Source organism: Sporolactobacillus sp. CQH2019, from assembly GCF_028765345.1.
In the GTDB taxonomy this organism is placed as follows: domain Bacteria; phylum Bacillota; class Bacilli; order Bacillales; family Sporolactobacillaceae; genus Sporolactobacillus.
In genome coordinates this window covers 211,667-235,312 of sequence record NZ_JARAJZ010000007.1, presented here as the reverse complement: position 1 = coordinate 235,312, position 23,646 = coordinate 211,667, and the positions used below count along the sequence as shown (strand labels likewise).

Annotated in this window: 28 protein-coding genes; 4 read left to right on the top strand and 24 right to left on the bottom strand. The window is 45.7% G+C overall.

Annotated features, from left to right (window positions below; all coding sequences use genetic code 11):
• The first annotated feature begins 266 nt into the window (after positions 1–266).
• Positions 267–1,943 carry a DEAD/DEAH box helicase gene (locus OYT88_RS12025; protein WP_274400316.1) on the top strand — a complete coding sequence of 559 codons (1,677 nt, stop codon included), beginning with the start codon at positions 267–269 and terminating at the stop codon, positions 1,941–1,943.
• A complete protein-coding gene (locus tag OYT88_RS12020; protein WP_274400314.1) occupies positions 1,921–2,730 on the top strand; it encodes a YqhG family protein in 810 nt (269 codons plus the stop codon). The genes OYT88_RS12025 and OYT88_RS12020 overlap by 23 nt, the downstream gene beginning before the upstream one ends.
• On the opposite strand, the gene comGB is transcribed toward OYT88_RS12020, so the two are convergent.
• Together comGB and OYT88_RS12010 are read right to left on the bottom strand one after the other, a co-directional pair.
• Complete coding sequence (gene comGB, locus OYT88_RS12015) at positions 2,717–3,778, bottom strand: competence type IV pilus assembly protein ComGB (protein ID WP_274400313.1); 1,062 nt, start codon at positions 3,776–3,778, stop codon at positions 2,717–2,719. The two genes, OYT88_RS12020 and comGB, sit on opposite strands and share 14 nt — an antisense overlap.
• On the bottom strand, positions 3,723–4,604 hold the full coding sequence (locus tag OYT88_RS12010) for an ATPase, T2SS/T4P/T4SS family (RefSeq protein WP_274400312.1): 882 nt from the start codon (positions 4,602–4,604) through the stop codon (positions 3,723–3,725). The genes comGB and OYT88_RS12010 overlap by 56 nt, the downstream gene beginning before the upstream one ends.
• A gap of 293 nt (positions 4,605–4,897) precedes the next feature.
• On the opposite strand from OYT88_RS12010, the gene OYT88_RS12005 reads away from it, so the two are divergent.
• Complete coding sequence (locus OYT88_RS12005; RefSeq protein ID WP_274400311.1) at positions 4,898–5,722, top strand: hypothetical protein; 825 nt, start codon at positions 4,898–4,900, stop codon at positions 5,720–5,722.
• 174 nt (positions 5,723–5,896) lie between these two features.
• On the opposite strand, the gene OYT88_RS12000 is transcribed toward OYT88_RS12005, so the two are convergent.
• Positions 5,897–6,085: a cell division protein FtsZ gene (locus tag OYT88_RS12000; protein WP_274400310.1), complete on the bottom strand. Its 189-nt coding sequence runs from the start codon at positions 6,083–6,085 to the stop codon at positions 5,897–5,899.
• A gap of 232 nt (positions 6,086–6,317) precedes the next feature.
• On the opposite strand from OYT88_RS12000, the gene OYT88_RS11995 reads away from it, so the two are divergent.
• Positions 6,318–6,968 carry a hypothetical protein gene (locus OYT88_RS11995; protein ID WP_274400309.1) on the top strand — a complete coding sequence of 217 codons (651 nt, stop codon included), beginning with the start codon at positions 6,318–6,320 and terminating at the stop codon, positions 6,966–6,968.
• A 196-nt stretch (positions 6,969–7,164) separates the two neighbouring features.
• On the opposite strand, the gene OYT88_RS11990 is transcribed toward OYT88_RS11995, so the two are convergent.
• From OYT88_RS11990 to OYT88_RS11890, 21 genes are all read right to left on the bottom strand, one after another.
• Complete coding sequence (locus OYT88_RS11990; protein ID WP_274400307.1) at positions 7,165–7,974, bottom strand: hypothetical protein; 810 nt, start codon at positions 7,972–7,974, stop codon at positions 7,165–7,167.
• Positions 7,974–8,276: a hypothetical protein gene (locus tag OYT88_RS11985; protein ID WP_274400305.1), complete on the bottom strand. Its 303-nt coding sequence runs from the start codon at positions 8,274–8,276 to the stop codon at positions 7,974–7,976. The genes OYT88_RS11990 and OYT88_RS11985 overlap by 1 nt, the downstream gene beginning before the upstream one ends.
• Positions 8,245–8,421: a hypothetical protein gene (locus tag OYT88_RS11980; protein WP_274400304.1), complete on the bottom strand. Its 177-nt coding sequence runs from the start codon at positions 8,419–8,421 to the stop codon at positions 8,245–8,247. The genes OYT88_RS11985 and OYT88_RS11980 overlap by 32 nt, the downstream gene beginning before the upstream one ends.
• Before the next feature lie 133 nt (positions 8,422–8,554).
• Positions 8,555–8,956: a hypothetical protein gene (locus OYT88_RS11975; protein WP_274400303.1), complete on the bottom strand. Its 402-nt coding sequence runs from the start codon at positions 8,954–8,956 to the stop codon at positions 8,555–8,557.
• A gap of 27 nt (positions 8,957–8,983) precedes the next feature.
• On the bottom strand, positions 8,984–10,030 hold the full coding sequence (locus OYT88_RS11970; RefSeq protein WP_274400301.1) for a GH25 family lysozyme: 1,047 nt from the start codon (positions 10,028–10,030) through the stop codon (positions 8,984–8,986).
• Positions 10,027–10,431 carry a phage holin family protein gene (locus OYT88_RS11965; protein WP_274400299.1) on the bottom strand — a complete coding sequence of 135 codons (405 nt, stop codon included), beginning with the start codon at positions 10,429–10,431 and terminating at the stop codon, positions 10,027–10,029. Before OYT88_RS11965 ends, OYT88_RS11970 begins: the two co-directional genes overlap by 4 nt.
• 17 nt (positions 10,432–10,448) lie before the next feature.
• Positions 10,449–10,700: a hypothetical protein gene (locus OYT88_RS11960; protein ID WP_274400297.1), complete on the bottom strand. Its 252-nt coding sequence runs from the start codon at positions 10,698–10,700 to the stop codon at positions 10,449–10,451.
• Positions 10,701–10,852: 152 nt separating this feature from the next.
• Entirely contained in the window at positions 10,853–11,302 is a 450-nt protein-coding gene (locus tag OYT88_RS11955; protein WP_274400295.1) for a DUF1617 family protein, read from the bottom strand.
• Positions 11,302–15,504 (bottom strand): phage tail spike protein, encoded by a 4,203-nt coding sequence (locus tag OYT88_RS11950; RefSeq protein ID WP_274400294.1) that lies wholly within the window; start codon positions 15,502–15,504, stop codon positions 11,302–11,304. Before OYT88_RS11950 ends, OYT88_RS11955 begins: the two co-directional genes overlap by 1 nt.
• A complete protein-coding gene (locus OYT88_RS11945) occupies positions 15,501–16,220 on the bottom strand; it encodes a phage tail family protein (RefSeq protein ID WP_274400293.1) in 720 nt (239 codons plus the stop codon). Before OYT88_RS11945 ends, OYT88_RS11950 begins: the two co-directional genes overlap by 4 nt.
• Complete coding sequence (locus tag OYT88_RS11940; protein WP_274400291.1) at positions 16,217–18,829, bottom strand: phage tail protein; 2,613 nt, start codon at positions 18,827–18,829, stop codon at positions 16,217–16,219. The genes OYT88_RS11945 and OYT88_RS11940 overlap by 4 nt, the downstream gene beginning before the upstream one ends.
• A gap of 18 nt (positions 18,830–18,847) precedes the next feature.
• A complete protein-coding gene (locus OYT88_RS11935) occupies positions 18,848–19,060 on the bottom strand; it encodes a hypothetical protein (protein WP_274400289.1) in 213 nt (70 codons plus the stop codon).
• Entirely contained in the window at positions 19,057–19,404 is a 348-nt protein-coding gene (locus OYT88_RS11930; RefSeq protein WP_274400288.1) for a hypothetical protein, read from the bottom strand. The genes OYT88_RS11935 and OYT88_RS11930 overlap by 4 nt, the downstream gene beginning before the upstream one ends.
• A 13-nt stretch (positions 19,405–19,417) precedes the next feature.
• On the bottom strand, positions 19,418–20,227 hold the full coding sequence (locus tag OYT88_RS11925; protein ID WP_274400287.1) for a major tail protein: 810 nt from the start codon (positions 20,225–20,227) through the stop codon (positions 19,418–19,420).
• Positions 20,220–20,561, bottom strand: coding sequence for a hypothetical protein (locus OYT88_RS11920; RefSeq protein WP_274400286.1), 342 nt, complete (start codon positions 20,559–20,561; stop codon positions 20,220–20,222). Before OYT88_RS11920 ends, OYT88_RS11925 begins: the two co-directional genes overlap by 8 nt.
• On the bottom strand, positions 20,558–20,908 hold the full coding sequence (locus tag OYT88_RS11915) for an HK97 gp10 family phage protein (RefSeq protein ID WP_274400284.1): 351 nt from the start codon (positions 20,906–20,908) through the stop codon (positions 20,558–20,560). The genes OYT88_RS11920 and OYT88_RS11915 overlap by 4 nt, the downstream gene beginning before the upstream one ends.
• On the bottom strand, positions 20,898–21,203 hold the full coding sequence (locus tag OYT88_RS11910; protein ID WP_274400283.1) for a phage head-tail adapter protein: 306 nt from the start codon (positions 21,201–21,203) through the stop codon (positions 20,898–20,900). Before OYT88_RS11910 ends, OYT88_RS11915 begins: the two co-directional genes overlap by 11 nt.
• Complete coding sequence (locus OYT88_RS11905; protein ID WP_274400364.1) at positions 21,200–21,514, bottom strand: head-tail connector protein; 315 nt, start codon at positions 21,512–21,514, stop codon at positions 21,200–21,202. The genes OYT88_RS11910 and OYT88_RS11905 overlap by 4 nt, the downstream gene beginning before the upstream one ends.
• Positions 21,515–21,525: 11 nt before the next feature.
• On the bottom strand, positions 21,526–21,678 hold the full coding sequence (locus tag OYT88_RS11900; RefSeq protein WP_274400282.1) for a hypothetical protein: 153 nt from the start codon (positions 21,676–21,678) through the stop codon (positions 21,526–21,528).
• Between the two features lie 13 nt (positions 21,679–21,691).
• Positions 21,692–22,945, bottom strand: coding sequence for a phage major capsid protein (locus OYT88_RS11895; RefSeq protein WP_274400281.1), 1,254 nt, complete (start codon positions 22,943–22,945; stop codon positions 21,692–21,694).
• Positions 22,938–23,639, bottom strand: coding sequence for a head maturation protease, ClpP-related (locus OYT88_RS11890; RefSeq protein WP_274400280.1), 702 nt, complete (start codon positions 23,637–23,639; stop codon positions 22,938–22,940). Before OYT88_RS11890 ends, OYT88_RS11895 begins: the two co-directional genes overlap by 8 nt.
• Positions 23,640–23,646: the final 7 nt, after the last annotated feature.

The following is a 23,646-nucleotide window of genomic DNA, read 5'->3' as shown; positions in this document are numbered from 1 at the left end:
CTTCACAAATCCGCGCTTCCTCCTGCGACGCCCGGAATACCGGCACTGCCTCAAAGCCTCAGGGCCTGCCGGCACCCCACCGCTGTTCCCCTTTTTGAACACGCTCTTTAGACGTTCTCTCCCCATGCTGTCATCCGCAAGACATTCAATTATTTTTCGTTTATCCCATGATTTTTTGTCTATACTAACAATCATTATCCTACCATTATCACCGACATGAAAGCAATGCTTCCATTCACAAAATTTTAACAATATCGGGTGTAAATATGGAACCTATCATCCATTTTGATCGATCATGGCAAAGTGAATTTTCAAAACGTATTCTTGAAGACGGACCATGGGCCAAAGCGGGTATGTTCACACTGGCCTATCAGGCTGAAAAAGAGCGGCTTATTCCGTCATTTCACGGGCTGATCGCCCCCGGCCGGCTGCCGCACCTCTCCCTTCATCCCCATCAGATCGAGACCGCCAGAATCGTTATTGAAGAAATGCACGGAAAAGCCATACTGGCCGATGAGGTCGGATTGGGGAAAACGATCGAGGCCGGATTGATTATCAAAGAATATATGATCCGCGGGCTCGCCGGAAAAGTGCTTGTTCTGGTTCCTGCTTCTCTTGTTCTTCAGTGGGTTTCGGAATTGAATACTAAATTTTCGATTCCCGCCGTTCCTCAGCGTAAATCCTATGTCTGGAGCCGCTGCGACGTCGTCGTCTCTTCAATCGATACGGCCAAACGCGAACCTCACCGCAGCCTGGTGCTCGAGCAGGATTATGATCTTGTCATTATTGACGAAGCCCATAAATTGAAAAACCATAAAACAAAAAACTACCAGTTTGTCCAGCTGCTTAAGAAGAAATTCTGTCTGCTGCTGACGGCAACGCCGATCCAAAACCGTCTGAATGAAATCTTTTATCTTGTTTCATTATTAAAGCCCGGCTACCTCGGCAATGCGGAGAATTTTACGAAAACGTTCAAATCCGGCCAGCGTGCCGTAAGAAATGAAGCAAGGCTAAAGGCGCTCGTCAATCAGGTGATGGTACGCAACCGCCGGGAAAACACGGGACTGCATTGGCCGAAGCGGATCATCCAGTCTTTCGACATCCCGTTCTCCAGAGAAGAGCAAATTTTCTATCAGTCCCTATCAATGCTGCGAAACAGCGGGATTATTCAAGGCTTTTCTCTGCTGACTCTGCAGCGCGAAGCCTGCAGCAGCAAGGAGGCCGCTTTTATGACACTCAATAAGATCTATCGGAGCGCCGCCGTTCCGGGGTCGGAAGCCGTGTGGCAATCCGTTTTTGAAAAACTCAATGCCGTCAAGCAAAATGCCAAGGCGGAAAAGGCACTGGAACTGATCCGTCAGATCAAGGATAAGGTGATCATTTTTACCGAATATCGGGCAACCCAGCTCTATCTTCAATGGTTTTTAAAACAGCACGGCATTACATCCGTCCCTTTCAGCGGCGGGTTCCGGCGCGGGAAAAAGGACTGGATGCGCACGCTGTTTCAGAATCAAGTACAAGTGCTGATCGCGACCGAAGCGGGCGGAGAAGGCATTAATCTGCAGTTCGCCAGCCATCTGATTAATTATGACCTTCCATGGAATCCGATGCGCATTGAGCAGCGGATCGGCCGCATTCACCGGCTCGGTCAGGAAAGCGATGTACACATTTACAATTTTGCCGTCCGCGGAACCGTCGAAAGCCATATCCTGCATCTGCTTTACGATAAGATTCACTTGTTCGAACAGGTCATCGGCGAGCTGGACGCGATTCTTGCCAGGATCGAACTCCGCGATGTCGACAAACAGGTTCAGCTCATTTTTGAAGAATCCGAATCTGAAGGAGAGCTGCGTGTTAAGCTGGATAACCTGAGCAGTGTGATCAATTCGGAGCAGGAACAGGCCGGAGAGGAGGTCCATCATGCAGCAAGCGGCAATGCTTGAATATCTCGCCCGATTCTTTACCGTGTCCGGCTGTACGCTTTTGCCGGTCCCGGACGACAGCGCTGTTGTTCTGAAAGTCAAACTGACTGAAGAAATGGATAAGCTGCTGATGAACCGGCCTTTTTACTGGCACTATATAGAGCAGATCGGCGGCACTCCCGAAACGGCCACGCTTGTCTTTCGCACAGACGACCGATCGGAAGAAGGAGAGCTGATCTATTTCGGTTCGCCCCGTCTTCATCAGATTTTTGATGCCGCCAAAAAGCTGGCGCCTTATATCCGTTTGTATCAGGACCTCCCGCCGCAGTCTTCTTCCGCCCTTGAGCCCTGGCTGGGAATCAATACAAAAATCAGCTATACGTGCGACCTCAAGAAGGACAGAATATGTTCCATCGGCCTGCAGCTGATTAACGGAACACTGATCGACGGGTTTCAGGACATCCTTGATAAACTGCCGCTTCTGGCCAAATTGCCGGACTATTGCTACACACTGAGTCCCCTGATTAAGATCGAAAGCGGCATCAAAAGAATTGAGACTTTTATCGAGTCCACGCTGAAAAACGAACCCACCGGCTGGGCGGACAGCGCGGGGAAAAGATGGGCGCGCGATCAGGAACTGCTTGATTCTTTTTATGAACAGGAGGATTCAAAGCCCGAGACCTATTTTCAGGAAAAAGAGGCAATCCGGGAACAGTATCAGCCGCGTATTCTCGTTCAATTTATTAATGCCGGCCTTTTTTATTTACATTCATCTACTTTTCTTCCCGGCCCGATCAAAGACCGTTGACGATATGAAAAATCGGAAGCAGGATCGAGGCGAACAGAAAGAGGACAAGCCCACCGACAAAAAGAAGCAGCGCCGGCTGGCAGAACGACAGAAGAAGCCGCGTTTTCTCGTCTATTTTCGTCATGACAAGGCCGCTGTAGCGGCACAGTGAGGCGCCGAGCATTCCGTTAAGCTGCCCCTGATGGATGACAGTGACGAGTTCCGGCATATAGTAACGGGGCTGCGACATAATTTGTTCAAAGTGCCTTCCCTCAAGCAGTTCCTTCTGCAGACGGTCTGCCTCAAACTTAAGAAAGGGGGTTGTCCCTTTTTGCGATAAAGCAGCGACGGACTGGCGGATAGGCAATCCTGAACGAAGCAGGCTGCCGAAATGAAAGGAAAAGACGTGTGTCAGATAAAGCCGGGTATAATGGCCGACCAGGGGCATGCGGATCATGAGCCTTAATTTTCGCTCCATCGTCATTCGCCGAAAATAGATGGTGCCGGCAATCCCTGATAAGAAGAGAAGCGGGAGAATAAACAAGAGATAGTAAATGTGGTTTGCCGAGAAGAGCAATATTTTCGTAATCAGCGGAAGATCAATCGAAAGCGAGCGATACAGCCTGAGAAAATTCGGGAGCAGAAAACGGCCGATGAGAAACATCATAAGCCCGAACACCCATAGCAGCAAAACCGGATAGCGAAGCAGCCGGCGCAAGGTTTCCTTATGCTGCTCGCGCCTGCTCATCATCCGGCCGCTTTCAATCAGTCCCTTTGCCAGATTTCCGCTCTCTTCGGAAAAATATATGAAACTGGAAATTTCCTCCGGAAAGTGCAGATCCGCAAGTGCTTCGTACAAGGTGCGGCCGCCCTCCAATTTTTTGATCATGACCTCGAGATCGTGTTTCACTTGTGCCCGCTGCCGAAAGAGCAGCAGCCTGACCGCCAGGGCCATCGGATAGCCGTCGTTCAGACACTGTCCCAGATGAATCAGCAGTTCGGCCTGCTCTTTTTTAGTCCAGCTTTTTCGGAAAATCATACACCCGTTCACGACCTTTCGAAAGCCCATCCGGAATCCATCCTTTGGCGATTCCTTCCCGGAGGTAGTCCTCTATCGTTTTATAATCGGGACGATGATTATTGCGCGATGTCAGCAAATCGTGCAGCGGCATACCGGCCAGGATTTCGAATAGAGCTGTCCTTTTCGGATGGCTGCGATTCTTACAGCCCGGCCGGCATACGGCACCGCAGGCCGGGCACTGGACACCGACCAGACGTTCGGCAATGACGCCGACCAGCGTTTCTTTCAGATCAAAGCGCGGAATGCCGAGTTCCAGCAGCCGCTGAATCGTCCCCGCGGCGCTGGAAGCGTGAACGGTCGAGAGAACCAGATGTCCCGTCAAGCTTGCCCGTATAGCGATCTTAGCGGTTTCTTCATCACGGATTTCGCCGATCATGACAATGTCGGGATCATGGCGAAGGATCGCTTTAAACCCGTCTGCATAAGTGAATTTTGCTTTTTCATTGATCTCCATCTGCAGGAAAGCCTCATTTTCTTTCTCGATCGGATCTTCGAGCGTAATCACGCGGGCATTATAGCGCTTTTGCAGGGCGGAGAGCATCGTGTAGAGCGTTGTTGTTTTTCCGGAACCGGTCGGCCCGGAAATAAGCATCAGGCCGTTTTCATAGTTCAGCAGCGAAGACAGGCTTGCCGTGACTTCTTTAAAAAGGGATAAATCATCAAGGGTGATATTTTTTCTTTGCGGCAGCAGCCGGATGACAAGACTTTCGCGGTTCGGGGTCGGTAAAGTGGACGTGCGGAGGGAAACGGGATCATGGTCGATCATGGAAAGCAAGGCACCGCTCTGCGGCAATCTGCGTTCTCCGATATCCATCCCGGAAAGAAATATCCCCGACTAAGTTCAGCTAATTAAATATGATTATAAGTCATCAAAAAAGGCTTTATACCAACGTTTTTCACTAATTGCTAAATAATGTAATTACGATACTTTAAGGTTTATTAAGTCGTTTTATGGGGCAGCTGTGGGGCAGAATTCACATTTATAATGGTTCTAAAAATCATTATTTTTCTGACACTCAAGGATTCATTATCGCTATAATTAAAAGCGTAATGCGTTCTTGAGTTTTCTAATGAAAATTTACTTTTTTTAGTTAGGATGTGGTTCTTTTGCTAAGACTGGAAGATTATATTGCACGAAGGAAGAAAGAAGACAATATAAACGAATTTGATATTAATGCAAAAATGGAAAACATGAAAATTTGTGTAGACTATATTTTTGAGTATTTTAATCAATATTTAAATATTGACGAGATGGACCAGCAAACATTTCTTAATAATGAACGATTAGAAAAATATAGAAATCAGGTTAAATTATATGACGAAGACATCCAAGTATGGCTCGTAAATATATTTGATACCTATGACAAACAAGTCCATCGTATCATTGCAAATATACTTAAAAAAAATGACTTATTTTTTCTTCACTATACAGATAACGACTTCAGAAGCTCATCATATGATTGTTACGCATCATTAATTAAAAAGTATCCCTTTATGAAAGATCAAACAGAAATGCTCTTTCGATTCATTAAGAATTACCACTTTATTCAGAGTCAAAGTGGAATAAATAGATATGACCTACATCTTAGTGAAAATATAGATAAATGGCTTGATCAAACATGGAAAAAATATAAAGTAAATATATGGGCATTCGTAGACGATTATCTATATCGTTTTTCTGAAAATGATCGTTTGTGGCCTGCTCGGCATAAAGTTAAGAACAGTAACGGGCAATATGAATACAATTATAAACAAAAAAATAATCTATTTGGGCTGAACACCCTTTATCCAAGAATATCTAATAGACCATTTATGAAGCGAAAAAAACAGTTTCTTGAAATACTCATGATGTATGATTGGTTACATTCATTTGAAAATGATGATGATAATTATTGGGAAGAATATTTCCATAATCATGAAAATTTGTTTTGAAGTTTCTTGTGATAATCTTTATTACATAAGTCTGCATTTATTCTAAATCACATGCCTTTAGAAAAAGTGAAACGTGTCTATTAAGGAAATAATTTGATTTGTATATTTCTGATCGTTATTTTTTAATAAGGCCCCAATCGCGGATCGTTATCTTATACTTTTGATTTAGTGTACTCATACTTTATCTCCTCTAGCGATCATTTCATCGATGATGGGCCACGCTGCCATGTGCATGTCATGAATGATTCTTTTGTATTCTTCGCGCGTTTTGTTTGGTGCAACGATGTGAACCCTTGCTCGCCTGAACTGATAAGTTGCCGCATATTTTTGCTTGACTTTACGTTCTTCTCGTTCCTTCACCATAATGATCACTCCTCTTGCTAAAGTTTATTTGTTTATAATCTGCATACCCGATTTTTTTAAAAATGAATCTAGGAAATGTTTTTCATTCTTTCTCTTGAAAGATATATGATTTATTCATTTCCAATATTAATTATTAAATAGGGTGTAAAATTGAGGAAAAATAAAATTATTTATCCCGCCGCGAAGACGGTATTTTTTGGTATAATTTAGAAAAAAGCACGGGGGATCAAAAATGGAAAAATTCAAAATTAGCAAAAGGACGCTTATTATCTCCGGTATATCAATCGTCATTCTTCTTGCTGTCTTTTTTATCGGCTTTGGATCTGGACAATCCAGTGCCTCAATATCGTTGAACGGCCAGAAAACAAAAGCCGTTCAATTGCAGAACGAAATAAAAAAACTTAACGTTAAATGGTACGACCAAAATCAAAATTTAAAAGATGCTCAAGACCAATTTAACCAGTTTAAGTCAGAACACCAAGCCGAGTTTGCCCTTGCCGGTAAAAAGGATCAACTTACCGCACAAGTTACCGAAACACAGGCCAATCTTGATGCACTTAAGCAACAGGTAAGCGGCACTCAGGGCAAGCTCGACGTTTTAAAAAATCAGGTTGCTCAGGCCAGCGGTCAATTAACAAAAGCACAGGGCGCCCCTAAAACTCTGCAACCGGGAACATATATCGTCGGTAAGGACGTACCCGAAGGGCGATATACCGTTACGCCCGTAGGAGATGGCAGTAACTTCTTTGTCCACGATTCAAGCGGTGCAAGTGTAGTCAATACCATACTTGGAAGCAACGGCGTCCCCTCTTATACCTTTAATACGGTGGCCGATGATCAGATTCAAACTGAAGCGGTTGTGACTCTAACACCCATGAATTAATGCGGTCATCCTAGCTTACCACCAGCTGACGCGGGAAAACTGGCTCAGCTATAAAGTTAATGTCAGGGGCTTTGTATTTCCGGTCGCTTACCATAAAACAATCGCAGCAGATTGGATCGGTGAGCGGATGAAAGAGTATTTATAAATTTATATAAAAAAATAAACAGGCTCCTATCTGGAGAAGCCCGTAATAAAATTACTTCTTAACGAAATTCTTAACGATTTTTGGTACCCGTACGTGATTGCTATTTGCTATATAACCAATTATTCGATATACGTAAATTAAAATTATCCAACTTATAATAAAATAATGAACATTTATCCCGATTTGTGTAATCCATGAAGAATTCTCTCCCACAAGAAACATTAACGCTACGTGAGCTATTAAACCAGCTACAATAGCAATAATATTTGTCGTAAAGGTTAATGCTCTAGATTGCAAAGCGTGTTCTTTTTCTGTTCCTTCTTTTATATTTCCTGGAATTAATCCAAGAATTAAATCTAATAATGCCAAAACAAATAGAAGAACAAATCCTCCAACTAACTGTGATACAGATACATGAAAAAAGGTTAACACTGCACTCATTAAACTCGCAAATAATGCTTTAATAGCAAATCCATCTTTGATTGATCCCGATATTTCGACAGCATATAAATGTAAAGATATTGGCAGATGGAAACTCATGAGTAAACCACCAACTTTTTTATAAGCATTTTTAAAAATGTTATGCTTAACTATCTCCAATTTATAACTACCGTTAATAATTCGGACGTTGCCATTATTAGGATAAAGGTAAACTTTTTTTATTTTTACAATGTCTCTATATAATACAGCTTCGCATTTAATGCTCTTATATTGGTCAAGAACGTGCTGTTGCTTTGATGCTTGAGTTAACATATCTGAAATTTCTTTAGACACATCGACTTCCTCATCACGAGGAATAGCAGCAGATTTATGATTTAACGGAATAGGAGTTGAATAAATTCTTACAGCAAGTTCAGACATTAGTCCTCATCCTTTGTAAAGACCAATTTGTTACCAAAGATAAAATGATTACCTTGTTTTATCAAAAAATGGTATGTTCCCTCTTCTTTAATTGTAAACATATTAAACTCTATCTGTAAAATAATTTGTGCTGGGTTGTCATTAATATTGCTTAAATCAAATTTCCCTTCTTTCTTTAATTTTTTATTATCTGGACCAAAAATAAGGAGTCTAAGAATTGTAGATTCTTCTTGCTCATTGTTTTGCTCAGATTCATTGTCTTGCTTAGATTCATTTTTTTTTAGGAGTCGGATTATAGTCAAATCCACATACTAATTTAAAAGTAATTTTTTGAGGATATGAAGATATTTTTTTAACCATAAAGCCGTTTTTAATTGAATATGTATTGTCTGAATGCTCAACAAAATCCTCACAAGCTATCATAAAATTTGGTAATAAAAGACCCATGGCATCATCTTCCAATTATGAATTTATTTTTATATTACTACTTTTAGATCTTAGGTTCTAGTATATTTTAGTTACACTCAAAAAAGATATTCGGCAAATATGTATTGCCCGCTTGCGGGCTTTTTTCATTATGTCATGCTTTCTGAACTGGGCTTGCCGGCGACTGCACCGTAACTGTTCCAGAAGCGGCAGCCTTCACTTCGTTAGCAACCTGTTTCCCTTCACTCTGCAGCTCCGACAGCAGCGCCTTTACTTCATCCTGAGTGACTTTGATCCCCTTCTTCTGAGCGAAGGCCGCAATGACTTCGGACCCTTTATCAACCGTTGCTGGCGACTCAAGGACCTGTGAAACCTCATTGGCTACTTTCTTCGTCAATTCTGCTGCAGCACTTTTACTGCTTAGAAAAGCTTCAACTTTGCTCAGTTTTGCCAGATCCGCATGGTGTTTGATAAAAACCGTTAAAAAAGAGCCGGCAGCGAGTGCTACCAGCTTGATCAGGTCAGTAAGTCCGGATGAAATGATTGTCTGAAACATGTGAATCGTCTCCCTTTTTAATTGTGATTACTTCAAATACAGTTTCTGTCCCGGGAATATGGTGTCATTGGTCAGGTGGTTAATATTTTTAAGCTGCTGTACGGTTGTCTTGTTTTTCTGTGCGATATCCCATAAGTTGTCACCACTGACAACCGTGTGGACCGGCCGGCTTGTGGGAGCAGCTTTCTGCGCGGCAATCGCTTTGTCGAGCGCGGCTGCCGTCTGTGGTCCGTAGACACCGTCGCCCGTGCAACTATGCGTAATCTGAAAGCGGCGAACCGCATCCGCAGTTTTTGGACCATAGATGCCATCACATCCATGATTGACAGCCGGTTTGTCCGGATAGAAATAAACCGAAGACAGCCTTTTCTGCAGATCCAAAACCGCAGATCCACGATCACCCTGCTTCAGGATCCCTCCGGATGTCGGACGGCTGGATGGATTGGGGGCTGGCTTGACGGACGATGCGGGGGCCCCAGCGCCGATGAGCTTGTCCGTATAGGCAATATCTTCATCGACGTTGCCGGTGATCCCTGGCACGCTTGCGATGGACGTATGCTGCCAGATATCCGCCGCGCGGTCGCAGTGATCGTTATACTGAGCCACCCATTTCAACAGACCAGGGCGAAGCTGAGATTCGGCGAGATGATCTTTGAAAAAGTAGAGTCCAGAATAGATTCCGAGTTTCTTGTGCCCAGCGGCTTCTAACCGATCAAAGAACGCATTAACAAAGCCAGTCAGTGCCCCCGCATTCGGTGCGCCGTTGGTGGTCTCCGCATCGCAGAACAGATAACCTTTCGCGTTGATTCCGGCCAGATTCTTTTTGAGCCAGTCAGCTTCTGCTCGGGCGTCCGCCTCCGATACCCCGCGAAAGAAATGATAGATATGAACGACCAGGCCGGCAGCTTCGGCATTCGTGACGCTCTGCCTAAAATACGGATTGATATAATGCGATCCTGCCTCACTGCCCTCTGTCGCCTTTATGATGACAAACGAATAACCGGCCGCTTTGACCTTTTTAAAATCGACGTTCCCTTGCATCGATGCAATATCAATGCCTTTGTACTTGGTCATTTTGCATTATCCTTTCCATTCAAAAGTTCAACCATATTCTTCACTTTGTTGGGGACCGGGAGGTCCATCCTGCCCGCATTCTCAATGATCGAAATCAATTCGTTAGCCAGGTAAAAATAGATCGCTGCATTCATCACGACGTGATTAAAGCCGAAAGCCACGTCTGACAAATGCGCGACAGCAACAATGAAAAAAATCATGATCTTTTTCGCAATCCCGCGAAAGCCGACTTTGCTTGATAGCTTGCAAAGATAAGCAGCGGCCAGCACTCCGGAACCATAGTCAATCACGACAAACGCGATCAGAATACCCATCAGCGGATACCAGCTCCCGTACAAGTATCCTGTAATCGCCCCAATAATCGCGGCAATCGTTCGATAGATCAGCTCATATTTATTCATTTTTCCACCTCGGAAAATTATCCGGCTTGGGTCGTCGAAGTCGTCGTGTCTGTCCCGTCTTCCTTGTTAAATAGATCAGTCAGAAAGGCTTGAATATCAGCCCGAACGGCTGCTTTGTTGTCCGCATAAGTCGCCGCATCGTTAATGTTGACATTGAGATAAGCCAGAACGCCGCTGGTTGTGATGGACGCTGTCATGCTGGCAACCGGTTTGCTGGCGACAGAGCTTGTTCCGGTGACCGTCGTTTGCTGTGTGCTTGTTAAGGACATGAGAAAGACCTCCTAAAATTTTTGTATTAAAAAAGCGCCCGTTCACTTGCCGAGTGCTTCGTTGGCTTTCTTATTCGCTTGTTCCGCCGCTTTGATCGCCTTTGATGCATTTCTTTGCGACCTATCCGCATCTTCGATTATTTTTTTGACCGTCATTTTGCTGCACCTCCTTTTTTGGCTTCCGCTTCCGCTTTCTCGAACTGGTTGAGCAGATAATCATAAACTTCTGCATCCTGGCCGGATAACTCCTGATCGCAATCATTAAGGATTTTTTTAATCGTCTGCAGCATCACTTGATTGTCCCCGCCGTCAATGACACGCTCCTCCTTGTAAAGCTCTTCCTTGGCCTGCTTGAAGTGGTCCAGGTCCTTGACGTCGAGCATGTCCTGTCCCTGGTACTTATATGTGATCGGCTTTCCGTCATCATCACAATTGCATTCCTCTTTCCTCATGTCCTGTTCGTCTTCGATAAAGACCTCATATTTGGCGCGAAGGAGATTGATAAAATGTGTCCGATGCCGGGATTGCTGACCTTTCAGGCTGAGTCCAAATAAAAAATTGATGGCGGGTACCAGTTTCTGATTTTCGATTTTAATTTCCATTATGCGGCCTCCTCTAATGCCGAAACTCTTGTTTTTAAATTATCTATCTGATCTTGTAAATATAGATTATTATTTTGCAGATCGGCTATTCTTTGATGTAATGAATCAATGAGCACATCTCTGCTTTCTCCTCTTATAACTTCTTCTTTGAGTGCTCGGGCTGTTGTAAAGATTGAATTACCGAAATCAAAACCGTCGCCATCCTCATTGAGCCACTGATCCGGCGTCCGATAGTCGGCGCCGATAATCACACCATAGCGATACTTCATTTTTCCTTTGCTGGCATCGCTAATATATCGGTACTGATAGAAATCAGTATTTTTAATAATGTCAATCGCGCTGTCAGTCGGAACAGTGATGTCTTGCTTCATGTCGGCAACGGATGGCTGACTAACACCGGTGCAATTCTTGATTGGATTACTGGCCATATTTAGCGTGCCATAAAGGTTTGCCCAGCCAGCAGTTCCGACGAGAAAATCTGCGCCATTGGCGGCCAAGTGGACATCGCCCGCGGCCCCAATAATGAGATGTAGTCCGTCATTGCAGTAAATATGATTATCGGTAGTGCCACTATTGCCCAGCCACAAGCTACGACCGTTCATATAAAATTCAGAGTAATTATCCCACTGAGTATACCGACTACCCGTAGCGCCTTTTTGCGATATGTCTGCTGCGGTATAGTAGCTCCCCAAGGTTCCTGTGTCATTTATATTGATTTTGAAATCCCCACGGCCAGCTACAAAAGATGTTCCATCTGTGTTTACCTGAAAAGCTGAAGGGATACTATTTCCATCTTGATAACCTATCGAAACATAGTCATTACCCGTTCGAGTTGCCAAAGTGATACCATTCAGAACAGTAGTCGGAATATAGGTCATAACCAAAGATCCTATTAATTGCCCGGCTGATGATATAAAATCCATTTCTCCAGAAGACAGCCTTATTTTCTGATTATTCCCATTAGTTGATGTGATAGTTGATCCAGTAAAGGTCCCACCTGTAAACGTGCCGCCGGTAAAGTTTGCCGCATTGACACTAACACCAGTTAACGTCCCGGCTGTCACATTGCCCAAATTAGCGTTGATGGCGGAAAGGCTGGTCACATTGAGCTTGTCTGCCGTAACCGATCCAGCGCCCAGCCGTGCGGCATTTAATATTCCGGTCGTGATCTTGCCGGCATCCAAGGCGGCGATCATAGCACTCGTAATTACAGCATTATCGATCGTTGTCTGACCGGTAATATGCACTTTGTTTCCAGCAATCAAAATAGATTCAGTCGATACGTTAATCTGGTTGATCACGTCGTTTTTCTGCACGCGAAGATTGATGTCATTCGAAAGCTGAGTAATTTGAGATTGGGTGCTGCTATTAACGATTTGAGAGTCTGTAACGTCCATGACGATCGCATCGTCGAAATAAAAGACAGCTCCGGATGTTACATCATTGCGAACAGAAATTCTAAATACAGCTTGATCGTAACCGCTAGGGACAGTGGTATACCCGGACAACTTTGTCCACGTCTGCCCCCCGTTTGCAGGCAAGCCCTGTATTGACGGATATGAATGGTTACTGCCATTAGATTGGCCGTATGACATAGCGATATTAACTGAGCCGCTCCATGATGCTTGTCCAGCCAATACCCAAGCTTCAAAATAATAGATACGCCCAGGAGATGTTTTAATAGTTACTAAATTGAAATCCTGTATTCCGCCATTTGCCGTAGCTTTTAATGACTGTTTCCCAAAGTGCGCCTGTGCGGTCGTTGTATTTGCTCGCCCTGCCTGCTCAAATCCGGAATCTTGCACAAGATTGTTACCTGAACTGATCACTTGGTTTAAATTTGATTGGACTGACGTTATTTGACTCGTTAGGATGCTGGAAGTCTGACTCAGCGCGGATTGTGTCGCATAAGTTCCGGATGCGTCCGTTTTTGTCAGCAACGTTGCGATTGTGCTCGCAGTTTGGGCTGTATAGCTGTTGTATACAGACTGATCAACCTTGTTGCTAACTTGAGTGCTGATGCCATTTACGGTTTGATTCAATTGAGAAAACTGGATGGCCGTTGCCATGTCCTCCAGAGCGGAGGACCAGTCGGTAGCTTTATTACCAAGCTCAAGCTTAAAAGCAGTTACCCAAACTGTACCTGCCGTATGACTGGAATGAAAATAAAAACCCACATTACACCGAGTAGGCGCAGCAGATGTAGTAAAAGTTTTAGTATACCTACTCCAATCCGCATCTCCTGTAGGCAGACTGCTATATGAGCCACTGGCCCCATCTTCAAAATATAAACCAAATACACCACTCCCAGAGACTCCGACATATTTTGCATAGCAGGATAATGTATAAGTAGTATTTGGCTTTATCTTATTAAAGGCGTCCTGATTAAATCTATCTCCCGGAACTAATTTGGCTGTAGCATAGCCTAGATAAGTAGTAGTGGGATCAAATGTACCGAATGACCAACCAGACAAGGAACCATCTGAAAAAGTGCTATTAGTAACGAGGTTCGTTCCGCCGACCTGCACCGCTGCCACAGCACCATTGACATCGGACATCCACACCTTGCTGGATATAGACTGCTGAGCATCGTTAGCAGCAGTAGCTGCTCCCTGTGCGGTCGTCAAGGCGTTGTTAGCCGTGTTGATTGCCGATGTCGCCGAGTCAATCGCACTGCCTGCCTGATTTACCGCATTATCAGCGTCATCCTGTGCCTGCTTCACACCATCATCGAGCGGATTAACCCATGTACCATCTTGATAAATAAATTGCGTAATCGTGCCATCGGCATTCTCGCGAAACCAGATGTCGTCTTCATTACCGGCTGCTGGCTGCGCAGACTGATGATAGACGGTGTTCTTGCCATTTGCCGCGGTAAGAGCATCTATTGCTTTGTTCATCGCGTCATTGGCATCGACCGAGAGAATCTGATCCCAGCTGATACCGTTAAAACGCCACATCTCAGTGTACTGACCGTTGACAATCTTGTACCATAGATCGCCAGAAATTAGATTCCCAACCGGTTCCGTAGCTGAATAATAAGATTTATTTTTACCGTTTGCCTGTGTCAGAGCGTATCCCGAAGTTTTGACAGCTTGATTAGCTGCAGCTGAGACATCAGCAATATTAGACTGCATCCCATTGAGATCATCAGCCAGGTTGTTTTTTGCATCGCCCAGATCGACGGAAATGTACTTCTCAAGTAACACCTCAAAGTCTGTTTTAATAACTTCTGCCTTAACATCGATGCCCAGTTTTTTAAACCGGACCGTGACCCAGTCGCACAAGTTGATATGTTCGAGCGGGGCGATATTCTTGTATTCTTCTGTCTGCCAGAGCTGGATAAATTTGATCGTCAGGCTGACGCTCGGTTGACCAAAATTATTTGCCTTTACGTATGCCTGTGCCTTGGTCCGCAGGCTTGCTTCGCCAGTGACATCATCGCCGGATAAATCAACGGGCAGACAGCGGCCATAAGCAAAATTATTTACGTACTGGCTACTAATAATTTTTTCTGGCAGCTCTAGCGTCGTCTGATTGCCGCTCGCGTCTTGTATATTGGCGTATGGATAAATCGACGTATAAGTCTGATCGATCGCTTCTTCCTGTGTGACATCGGTCAGGTTCTTGCCGTAGCCGACAATAATGCCGGTGTCCGTGCCACGGTGTAAACTGTGCCGAATCAGCCAGTTGTCAAAAGTCAGCTCCCCGCCCCAGGTATCAATTAAACTGCCTTCAGTACCACCAATGGCCGAACGCGCGGCAACACGAGATAGATTCATAGATAGGCTCGTCGCATCATCCGACACGCCGGTAAAGCGATGCGTAAAGACGGTGTTTTGTAGGATGGCATTCAGCGCACTTTGTGCGTTGCCCGTGATGTTAATACTCGTGATCGGATTCTTGCCAAGCTCGTAGCTGACATGCTCCGCCTTATAATCGACCTGCCCGTTTATCGGTTTCGAGATGTAATAAATCCGGAACAGCTGCGGATCCATGTTCGCATCATCGTTGGCCTTTGCCTTAACGATGCAATCCTTTTCAATCTGATCAAACAACGGACCGTCAACCGGATAGACAAATTCCAGTTCGAACGACCCGTTTCGCTCTTCGGTGACGTGCGCCGAAATCGTATCCGCCAGAGCACCGATGCCCATATGATTAAATTGTGTTTCAGTAGGTGCATAGAGTACCGGGATCATAAGCAACACCACCTCGGCGTAATCTCAATCTTACTGACGGTCCCCGTCCAGCTAATTTGTACAGGGCCCGGGTCAAGTTGCGGCCAGAAATCCGACCGGTAATGACTGTTTTGCAGAACAAGATCTTTAAAACAGGACTGCAATTCACTGTCGATCTCGATGTAGTCACTGATTCCGGTTAGAACGACATCCTGATCGTTTATGTGGAGTGTGATATCTCCGGAACCATAGACTTTCAAATACGGAAGCGACGGCCATACTTCAGGATTGGTGATTTCTCCGGCCGCTGTGATCGTCTGAACAGTGTCACCGTCAATCCGATAACGATATGGCTTGCAGTTAAAGATAATCTTCGCCCAGCCAATTCGGGCCAGTGTTTTCTGAATATCGATCTTTGATGTACAGACCGCCATGCGGTAATAATCCAGCTCGTTATAATCGATCAAACGTTGATAGGAGAACGATCCCTGCAGCCAATTTTTAATTTTCTTTGCCTGGGCTTCAACATTTGTTCCGATATTCGGATTGAGCGCACAGTCGTATTCATCGGTGTAATTATTAAACCGGCCATTGTCCTGAATCAGGTCGCCATTGCGACCAGGAACCGATACAAAATCAGCATCACGATCCGGTGCGCCCATGGAATGCCCGCTTTGCATGATCAGACCCATATCACTGGATTTGTTATTTGCAAAAATAAAATAAGGCTTGCTCATGTTGTCGCCACCCTTCGATGATAATAAAACGCGGCCTCATTCATGATCTGTTCAATGTCTTTGCTAGAGTAATTATTAAAATTCGTAATCTGCAAAACTAAATCGCCCAGCGTGGGTTGGGATGTCCCCGACTGCGTCATCGCAGTATTAACTGACTGATTGACTGTCGGTGCAGTGACTGCAGGAATCGACGGTACAGCCGCCTGTGCAAGCTGACCCGCCGCCGAAGACACGGCGCCTGCCATTCCCGCGATGCCATTAACGAGACCCTGACCGGTCATCTGGCCAACCCAGGCCATCACACGGGATGGAGAATGAATGCCGAGCATGGACATCATCTTATCTTTAATCCCACCGGCTACCCGTTTTATTGCATTCCAGACAGCGCCTGCCATGCTACCAATACCATTAACCAGCCCTTGAATAATGTTCTGTCCGATTCGCCATAAATTGATGCCACGCAAAAATCCGACAGCTGCATTCCACCCGCTAGAGATAACTCCGCGAATGCCGCCCATAATACTTCCAACGACATTACGCATGGCACTAAACGCACCGCTGACAGCGCCCCTGGCAGCATTTACAGCGCCGGAGATTGTCCCCCGGATGCCGTTCCAGATGCTAGAAATAATCCCTCTAACTACTCCCATAACCGCGCCGATAATCGATCGAATGGCATTAAATCCGCCACTAATTACGCTACGTAAAATGCCAACGGCTCCGCTGGCAATCTGTTGAATACCGGACCATACGGCGCGCCAATTTCCCGTAAATAAGCCGGAAAAAACCTTAATAACCCCCATGATGATATTAAGTGCGCCCTGAATCACGCCTTTTATAATGTTCCATGCTCCGGACGTAATCGCTGTAATGATCGGCCAGACCGTTTGAATAACGGTCATAATAACATTAAGCACAGTGGTAATGACCGTAACAATGCCGTTCCAAATATTAATCGTCGCCTGTACAATCATGCTGCCATATTGATTCCAAAATGCAGTAATCTGTGCCCATATCTGCAGGATAAATGGAAGGATAGCAGCCCATACCGAACGGATGACATTTGCGATATTATTCCAGATCAACATCGCTTCCACCCATATGGCCTGCCAGATCGCAGTCACGCCTGCTCGAAATGTCGCGTTGTAATTATAGAAAGCGATGAAGGCGGCCACTAAAGCTGCAATACCTGCGATAACGCCTACGATCGGCAAAACAATCGAAGTAAATGCTGCCGCTGCCGCCGACAAGACCGCTGGCAAAATTGTAAAGCCCGAAACGGCCATTGGTAGGAAAGAGATAAACGTCAGAAATAATCCTGCGAGTATCGTAATGACCGGAACCAATATCATGACAGCAAGCACCAGATTTTGAATAGCCGGTGATAGCGTCTGAAACCATTGAGTCAGCTGCTGAATGACAATTAAAGCCTTCCCCATGGCATCCGACAACGGCTGAAATAAGGGCTTCGCAATAGCACCAGCCAGTTTATTTAGTACCTCTCCTAAATTTTGCAATCGTCCGGTAAATGAGTTTGCTGACTTAGCCGCGGCGCCGCCATATAACTGTGCAAATCCCTTCTGCAGGGCTGGTAGAGCTTGGCTGGACAAAAGTTTTCCGGATGCAGCCATTTTCATCAGCTCAGCCGGAGACTTACCCATCTCTTTAGATAAAATCTTCCATGCCGGTATACCATGTTCGGCCAGCTGGTTCATTTCGTCGGCTGACAGTTTCCCTTTCGACTGGATTTGACCAAGGGCTAAGATAACGCCGTTCAGAGTATCACTGTTTCCGCCTGTGGCCGCGACAGCATCTGCAGTAGATTTAAGCATTGCTGTAGCATTGTCAGCAGCAAATCCGAAACCGATTAACATACGTTCGCCATCGGCCATGCCCTGAAAATCGAACGGCGTGTTGACCGCAAAGTTCTGCAGGTCGGCCATAATTGCCTTCGTTTTATCAGCCGAACCCGTCAGCGTCGTCAATCCTTTAGCCGTTTGCTCCATGCTGGCATCATATTTCAAGCCAAAACCAAGAGCTGCCGTACTTGCCGCTCCCATTGCCGTACCAAAGCCAGCTACAGCTGCACCGGCCATGCCCAAGTTCATCAGGTCATTAAAAGAGTGCATCCCTAAGTTTGATAGGCTTTTCGACGTGTCGTCGGCTGACTTTTTCATGCTACCCATATTGTGAGAAAAATGACTGGTCGCTTTGCTCACAGTCTGATCACTATTAGAGAATTCCGTACTTGTGCCTTTCAGTTTGCTATCCAGATCACGCAGCCGCTGTTCCGTATTAATAACCTCACGTTGAAAGCCACGATACTGTGATTCATCAATCTTGCCTGCAGCAAACTGCTGATCGACCTGTGCTTGAGCCGACCGTAGCTGATTCAGCTTGTTTTTCGTATTTTCGATTTGTGACGCAAGAATTTTCTGCTTTTGCGCGATCAAATCAGCATTACCAGGATTAAATTTTAACAGACGCTCGGTGTCGCGCAGCTCTGACTGCAGAGCACGTGCTTGAGCGTTGACCTTCCCTAGAGCTTTCTCAAGGCCAGTTGTTTCGCCATCTATAACTATGGTAATGCCCTTTATTCGTCCTGCCATACGCTCACCTCCCGTCCACTAAAAGGAATCAAAGTCTGCCTGCCCCGCTTCTCTTACGCTTTCTTCTGAGTTGTTTTGTTTATTTCCGAAAATATCAACATATTCTTCCACATAATCAAGAGCTCCGCCAATCTCCATATCGTCAAGATCCAGTCGAGATAATCCAGTTTTATAGCAAAGAACAAGATACCGTTCGGTCGTCAGCGGATCGTCGGTATCCTGTTCTTTCATACTTTTTTTTTCGTCTGCAGCATTGCCATCAGCATATCCTGAATCTCAGAAATGATGTCTATAATCGGAAATTCTTCGAATCCGTCCAGCCAGGTCAGCGGCTCAGGTATGGAAGGATCCGCTGTCTTAGCCATCGTCCAGATGATATCGTAAAAAAGATCAAAATCTATTTTTTCCAGATCAGATAAATCAAACTGCTTCTTTTTGCCGAGCTTCCCTAATGGGGCAATTTTCAGCAGTTCTTTAAAATAATCTTTATGAAACTGCGTCTGAAAACGCATAGGAAAAGCGCCCGACGTTTTCAGACGGACGCTCTTGCCATCAATCGTAATCGCTTTTTCCATCCGTTATCCCCCCTTAAGCCACAGTAACGGCGCAAGTATCTGTAAAGTTGCCATCGGCCGTTTTGGCCGTAATCGTCGCTGATCCAGCAGCAACCGCAGTGACAAGTCCATTATCAGAGACTGTCGCAATAGCCGGATCACTGGACAGGTACGTAACATTTCGGTTTGTCGCATTAGCCGGGCTGACCGTTGCCGCCAGCTGCTGAATCGTCCCTACAGCCATATTAACCGCGTCTGGAACAAGTGTCAGACCGGTTACTGGAACTGTTGTCGGTTCATAAACCGCGTCATACCAAGCGTTATAAACCGTGTCGCTTGTTGTGCCGCTTGTAGACGCTTTGACCATTCGATTATCCGGACGGGGCGCCGCCGTAAATTCAAGCGTTTCTGTCTGCACTTCTGTTTTGTCAGATTTTGTCGCGCTAGCCTGTTCCGGCCGACTCGCTGAGCAATAATAAACCACATGCCGCGTTCCTTTTTTGTCTCCTGTGAACTCAAACAGCAGCGCGAACTTGCTTCCGTGATTGTCCGCATTCTCAACCAAAACACCATTAACTAACTGCTCGCCAAGAATATCCTGCCGGAAATCATCCGTCAGCCGGGAAAGTTCAAACTTTCCATCATAGCCGTTGTTTGTCGCTTCCTGGTAATATGTTGTGTCGTCTGCAAAAAACTGTACCGGATCACCACTGGCTGTCAACGTCAGGTTAACTGATCCAGGCAGCGGCTTTGGCACGCCGAAAGTCAGCGTGCCATCTGCGTTTTCCGTTATTTTAGAATAGTGCGCATTACGAAGGCCGTATTTCACCTTATTTTCACCCATTTCGTATCAGCTCCATTTCGTAGATTTTTTCAAAGAGTTTCTCCGTATCAATCCAGACCTCTGAAGAGGTATAGGCAATATCGTTATCATCAAGCAGCTGTTCCAACACCGCTTCTATAGTCAGATCCTTTTTGTCGGTGTATAGCTCGATTTCGACATAATCGATTTTTTGATAGACCTTGTCATCGGCAATCATGTTCGGCGATTCCGGCACCCAGTAGCAGATAAACGGCGGAGGCGGGCATTCTGGATATTGCTGAGACGCCCTCCAATGCGAATAAAAGACCGGTTTCCCGGTCTGAATAAGAATTTGATAGAGTTCGGCAAGTGTCATCCTTTTACCGCCTTTTCTGTCGCGTTGGTGAACTTGTCGATCACTTTCTGCTCTACTGGTGCAATATGCGGATAGGCCCGCACACGTCCGCCGTTCCGCTTCGCATGGCCATACTCAAGTAAATGCGTCAGCTGGTAATCCGTCCGGTTGTAAACAACATAGCCATGAGCGGTTTTCTTCCGAGACCAGCCCTTTGCGTAATCGCCCGTCCGTTTTGGACTGGTTGCCCTAAGCTCAGAAACAGCCTCTTTCGAGATTGTATCTTTTACGTCGTCAAGCTCCACCGTCACGTCATCTGTATACTCCTGCAAAGCCCTGGCAATCTCATCGGCTAAATTAATGGGCACCAGATCTCACCTCTCCGTATAGTTCAATCGTTTCATCGTGCGTCTCATATTTCCGGTAGATTGAATAAACGATGCCTTCAAACTTCACCGTTGTCTCATTCTGATAGTCAAACTTGCCAACAATCAGACAGATAGCCGGTTTGATGCCCTGCTGACCACCGGCAAAGAACTCGCTCTGTGGTATCGCCTTCTTATCGCAAAATACCTGACGTGAATAATCGATCACCGTTTGTGTTGCCTGACCGAGTTCGTCAACGGTTTCCGCGATCACCGGAAAAAACAGGATATAATTCATAATGTCGTCGTCTCCGTTGTCGTGGTATCCGGATCCTGATAGTCACCGGCTAAGGCAAGATGTGTTTTCAACAGATCATAAGATAACTGAAAGCGCTCCGCGTCAGCTACGTTGTCTAAAAAATTGGCTTTGCAGTATACAATAATGGCCCGCTTAACAAGCGGGTCAATGCTGTCTGTTGCTTCTGATGATGCCTGACCTACTCCGCCAGAATATAGATCCTTACGGGCCGCTGCAATCAGATCATTGATTTCAGTATCAAGAGCTGTATGCGAGACGCGCAGCGCGGTTTTAACATCGGGAAGCAAGATATCATTTGCCATTAGGCATCATCCCTCAGGGCGGAAGACTTCGCAACAAAGCCCTTCTTAACCAGATCATTAATTCTTCTACTCTCAGCAGAATATTCATCCCCGATCTCGAAGATTTCACCTGTTTTTTTATCCTGAAAGGGTTTAAGTACGGTTCCAATCATTCATCGTCCCTCCTTATGCATTTGGAAGATTACGAATGAGCGCAAAGGCCTGTTCATCCATTACGTCACCGTCAACGATGCCGTAAACCACATAATCAGTCGTACGCTCTTTGGCGTGATCTTCAGTAACCAGTGACAGAGCCTCATTAACGTTGAAGATCAATCCCTGACGTGTAGCGCCAAACAGAATATTTCCATCAGAAAGACCCGCATCAGGCTTCACTACCATACCGAAGATCCGGCCGACCCCGCCACTCGCTACATCCGGGATAAACAGCGGACGACCGGTGTTATCTTTCAGTGTGGCCAGCTGTTTCCAGATCGTCGCGTTATTAGCATAAACAGATGCACTGTTCGTATAAGAAGAATGAAGTTTCGCCACCGCCTGTGCCAGCATGTCGTAAGTCAGCGGAACGGGAGTCGTTGTATTATCGGGATCATAAGTCACGATTTGCGGCGTACCTGACTGAGCAAGTAGAGCCGTTTCAACACCACGCGGTTCCGGAGGTGTTGCAGTAGATCCAGCACCCCGAGCGGCCGCATAGCCGAGCGCAACCCCGCAGCGATCACCCAGTTCGTTCTGAAGAAACGGAAGGAAAGCGTCCATGGCCATCGACTTCAGTTTCCAGGACACGGTCGCCGCTTTCGACAGTTCACGGCCATCAAGATTAAAGGTGCCAAAATTATTCTGCTCATCTTCTGTCGGAGTTGGTTCGTCATACCATTTAGCATCACCAGCGGCAATCCCCGTGTGTTTCGGGATGGAGAATTTACCGGAAACGCCGAATTTCTGAGCATCGGCATACAGCGGATAAGCCTCTTCCGCTCGTTTCCAGATGGCAGAAGCAACCGTTTCAGGAATCAAGATGCCAGTATTACTTGTATCATGCGTGAATGCGTTCTGTGGCCGCACATTCCGGGCCTTAAAGATGTTCTCTTCGTCCGCATTCATGGAACGATCGGTCAGTTTTTTGTAAAACGCGACCTTATAGAGACCCGCTTCGTCTTTCGGTTTAATCGATTCAATTTCATCCACCTGTTTTGCCCCCACAACTTTCACACTTTTGCTTTCTAACGTAAGCCCTTTTGTTTTATTCTGCAGAGCAGCCAGATTCGCTTGTTCAAGCTTGATATCATCCCATTGCTTATCCAGTGCTTTGACTTCTTCGATTTTGGCTTTTGCTTCTGCGGCTTTCCCGTCATTAATCAGCGTCTGTGCCGCAGTCATTAGTTCATTTCGCTGTTTCAGATACTGTTCTTTATTCATTTTCACTCACGCTCCTCAGCGATAATAAATTTAATTCAGCTGTTAAAAGGTCCCTCTCATCAATCGGTTTCGGCTTGATGATCGGACCCAATTTATTGCGTATTTTGTTAATCACGGACACGGGAAGCATTGGAGTGGCAGCTGCAACCACCTGAACCGGTTCCTGCTGCTGAAACATAACTTCGTCGGCAAAGCCCTTTTGCACTGCCTCAGCCGGTGTCATCCAAGTTTCATGATCCATCATGTCTTTTAACTGTGCGTCGTCCATACCGGTCTTTAGTTTGTAAGCGTTTCGTGCCGTCTCATTTGTTTTCTGCAGCCACTCGGAGGCATGATCCATTGTGCGATAGTCGCCGTCGGCCGATACCGCTGCATTGTGGATCATCATCTGCGCGGTTGGGGACATCAGCACTTTATCTCCGGCCATGGCAATCAGCGAAGCGGCAGAAGCGGCCATGCCGACAATTTTCACAACCACATTAGCAGGGTATTCCTTCAACGCTGTGTAAATCTCGCTACCGTCAAAAACGGATCCGCCCGGAGAATTAATCTCGACTTCAAGATCATCCCCATTCGCCGCCGTCAGCTGGCTATGCACTTGATTCGGACTGGTTGAATCCATTTCCAGCCAGTCATACACCCACTGAAAATCATTCGGAATAATAACGCCCTTAATATCAACCTTCGTCGTCACATTCGAT

What these genes read in the sequence shown, in the direction of transcription:
- OYT88_RS11965 (WP_274400299.1), bottom strand. Translation starts at nt 10,431, where the DNA reads ATGAATAAATATGAGCTGATCTATCGAACGATTGCCGCGATTATTGGG.
- OYT88_RS12010 (WP_274400312.1), bottom strand. Translation starts at nt 4,604, where the DNA reads ATGGATATCGGAGAACGCAGATTGCCGCAGAGCGGTGCCTTGCTTTCC.
- OYT88_RS11990 (WP_274400307.1), bottom strand. Translation starts at nt 7,974, where the DNA reads ATGTCTGAACTTGCTGTAAGAATTTATTCAACTCCTATTCCGTTAAAT.
- OYT88_RS12000 (WP_274400310.1), bottom strand. Translation starts at nt 6,085, where the DNA reads ATGGTGAAGGAACGAGAAGAACGTAAAGTCAAGCAAAAATATGCGGCA.
- OYT88_RS11895 (WP_274400281.1), bottom strand. Translation starts at nt 22,945, where the DNA reads ATGAATAAAGAACAGTATCTGAAACAGCGAAATGAACTAATGACTGCG.
- OYT88_RS11940 (WP_274400291.1), bottom strand. Translation starts at nt 18,829, where the DNA reads ATGGCAGGACGAATAAAGGGCATTACCATAGTTATAGATGGCGAAACA.
- OYT88_RS11900 (WP_274400282.1), bottom strand. Translation starts at nt 21,678, where the DNA reads ATGATTGGAACCGTACTTAAACCCTTTCAGGATAAAAAAACAGGTGAA.
- OYT88_RS11930 (WP_274400288.1), bottom strand. Translation starts at nt 19,404, where the DNA reads ATGGAAAAAGCGATTACGATTGATGGCAAGAGCGTCCGTCTGAAAACG.
- OYT88_RS11925 (WP_274400287.1), bottom strand. Translation starts at nt 20,227, where the DNA reads ATGGGTGAAAATAAGGTGAAATACGGCCTTCGTAATGCGCACTATTCT.
- OYT88_RS11960 (WP_274400297.1), bottom strand. Translation starts at nt 10,700, where the DNA reads ATGTCCTTAACAAGCACACAGCAAACGACGGTCACCGGAACAAGCTCT.
- OYT88_RS11910 (WP_274400283.1), bottom strand. Translation starts at nt 21,203, where the DNA reads ATGAATTATATCCTGTTTTTTCCGGTGATCGCGGAAACCGTTGACGAA.
- OYT88_RS11995 (WP_274400309.1), top strand. Translation starts at nt 6,318, where the DNA reads ATGGAAAAATTCAAAATTAGCAAAAGGACGCTTATTATCTCCGGTATA.
- OYT88_RS11935 (WP_274400289.1), bottom strand. Translation starts at nt 19,060, where the DNA reads ATGAAAGAACAGGATACCGACGATCCGCTGACGACCGAACGGTATCTT.
- OYT88_RS12020 (WP_274400314.1), top strand. Translation starts at nt 1,921, where the DNA reads ATGCAGCAAGCGGCAATGCTTGAATATCTCGCCCGATTCTTTACCGTG.
- comGB (WP_274400313.1), bottom strand. Translation starts at nt 3,778, where the DNA reads ATGGGCTTTCGAAAGGTCGTGAACGGGTGTATGATTTTCCGAAAAAGC.
- OYT88_RS11980 (WP_274400304.1), bottom strand. Translation starts at nt 8,421, where the DNA reads ATGGGTCTTTTATTACCAAATTTTATGATAGCTTGTGAGGATTTTGTT.
- OYT88_RS11945 (WP_274400293.1), bottom strand. Translation starts at nt 16,220, where the DNA reads ATGAGCAAGCCTTATTTTATTTTTGCAAATAACAAATCCAGTGATATG.
- OYT88_RS11970 (WP_274400301.1), bottom strand. Translation starts at nt 10,030, where the DNA reads ATGACCAAGTACAAAGGCATTGATATTGCATCGATGCAAGGGAACGTC.
- OYT88_RS11955 (WP_274400295.1), bottom strand. Translation starts at nt 11,302, where the DNA reads ATGGAAATTAAAATCGAAAATCAGAAACTGGTACCCGCCATCAATTTT.
- OYT88_RS11950 (WP_274400294.1), bottom strand. Translation starts at nt 15,504, where the DNA reads ATGATCCCGGTACTCTATGCACCTACTGAAACACAATTTAATCATATG.
- OYT88_RS11975 (WP_274400303.1), bottom strand. Translation starts at nt 8,956, where the DNA reads ATGTTTCAGACAATCATTTCATCCGGACTTACTGACCTGATCAAGCTG.
- OYT88_RS12025 (WP_274400316.1), top strand. Translation starts at nt 267, where the DNA reads ATGGAACCTATCATCCATTTTGATCGATCATGGCAAAGTGAATTTTCA.
- OYT88_RS11920 (WP_274400286.1), bottom strand. Translation starts at nt 20,561, where the DNA reads ATGACACTTGCCGAACTCTATCAAATTCTTATTCAGACCGGGAAACCG.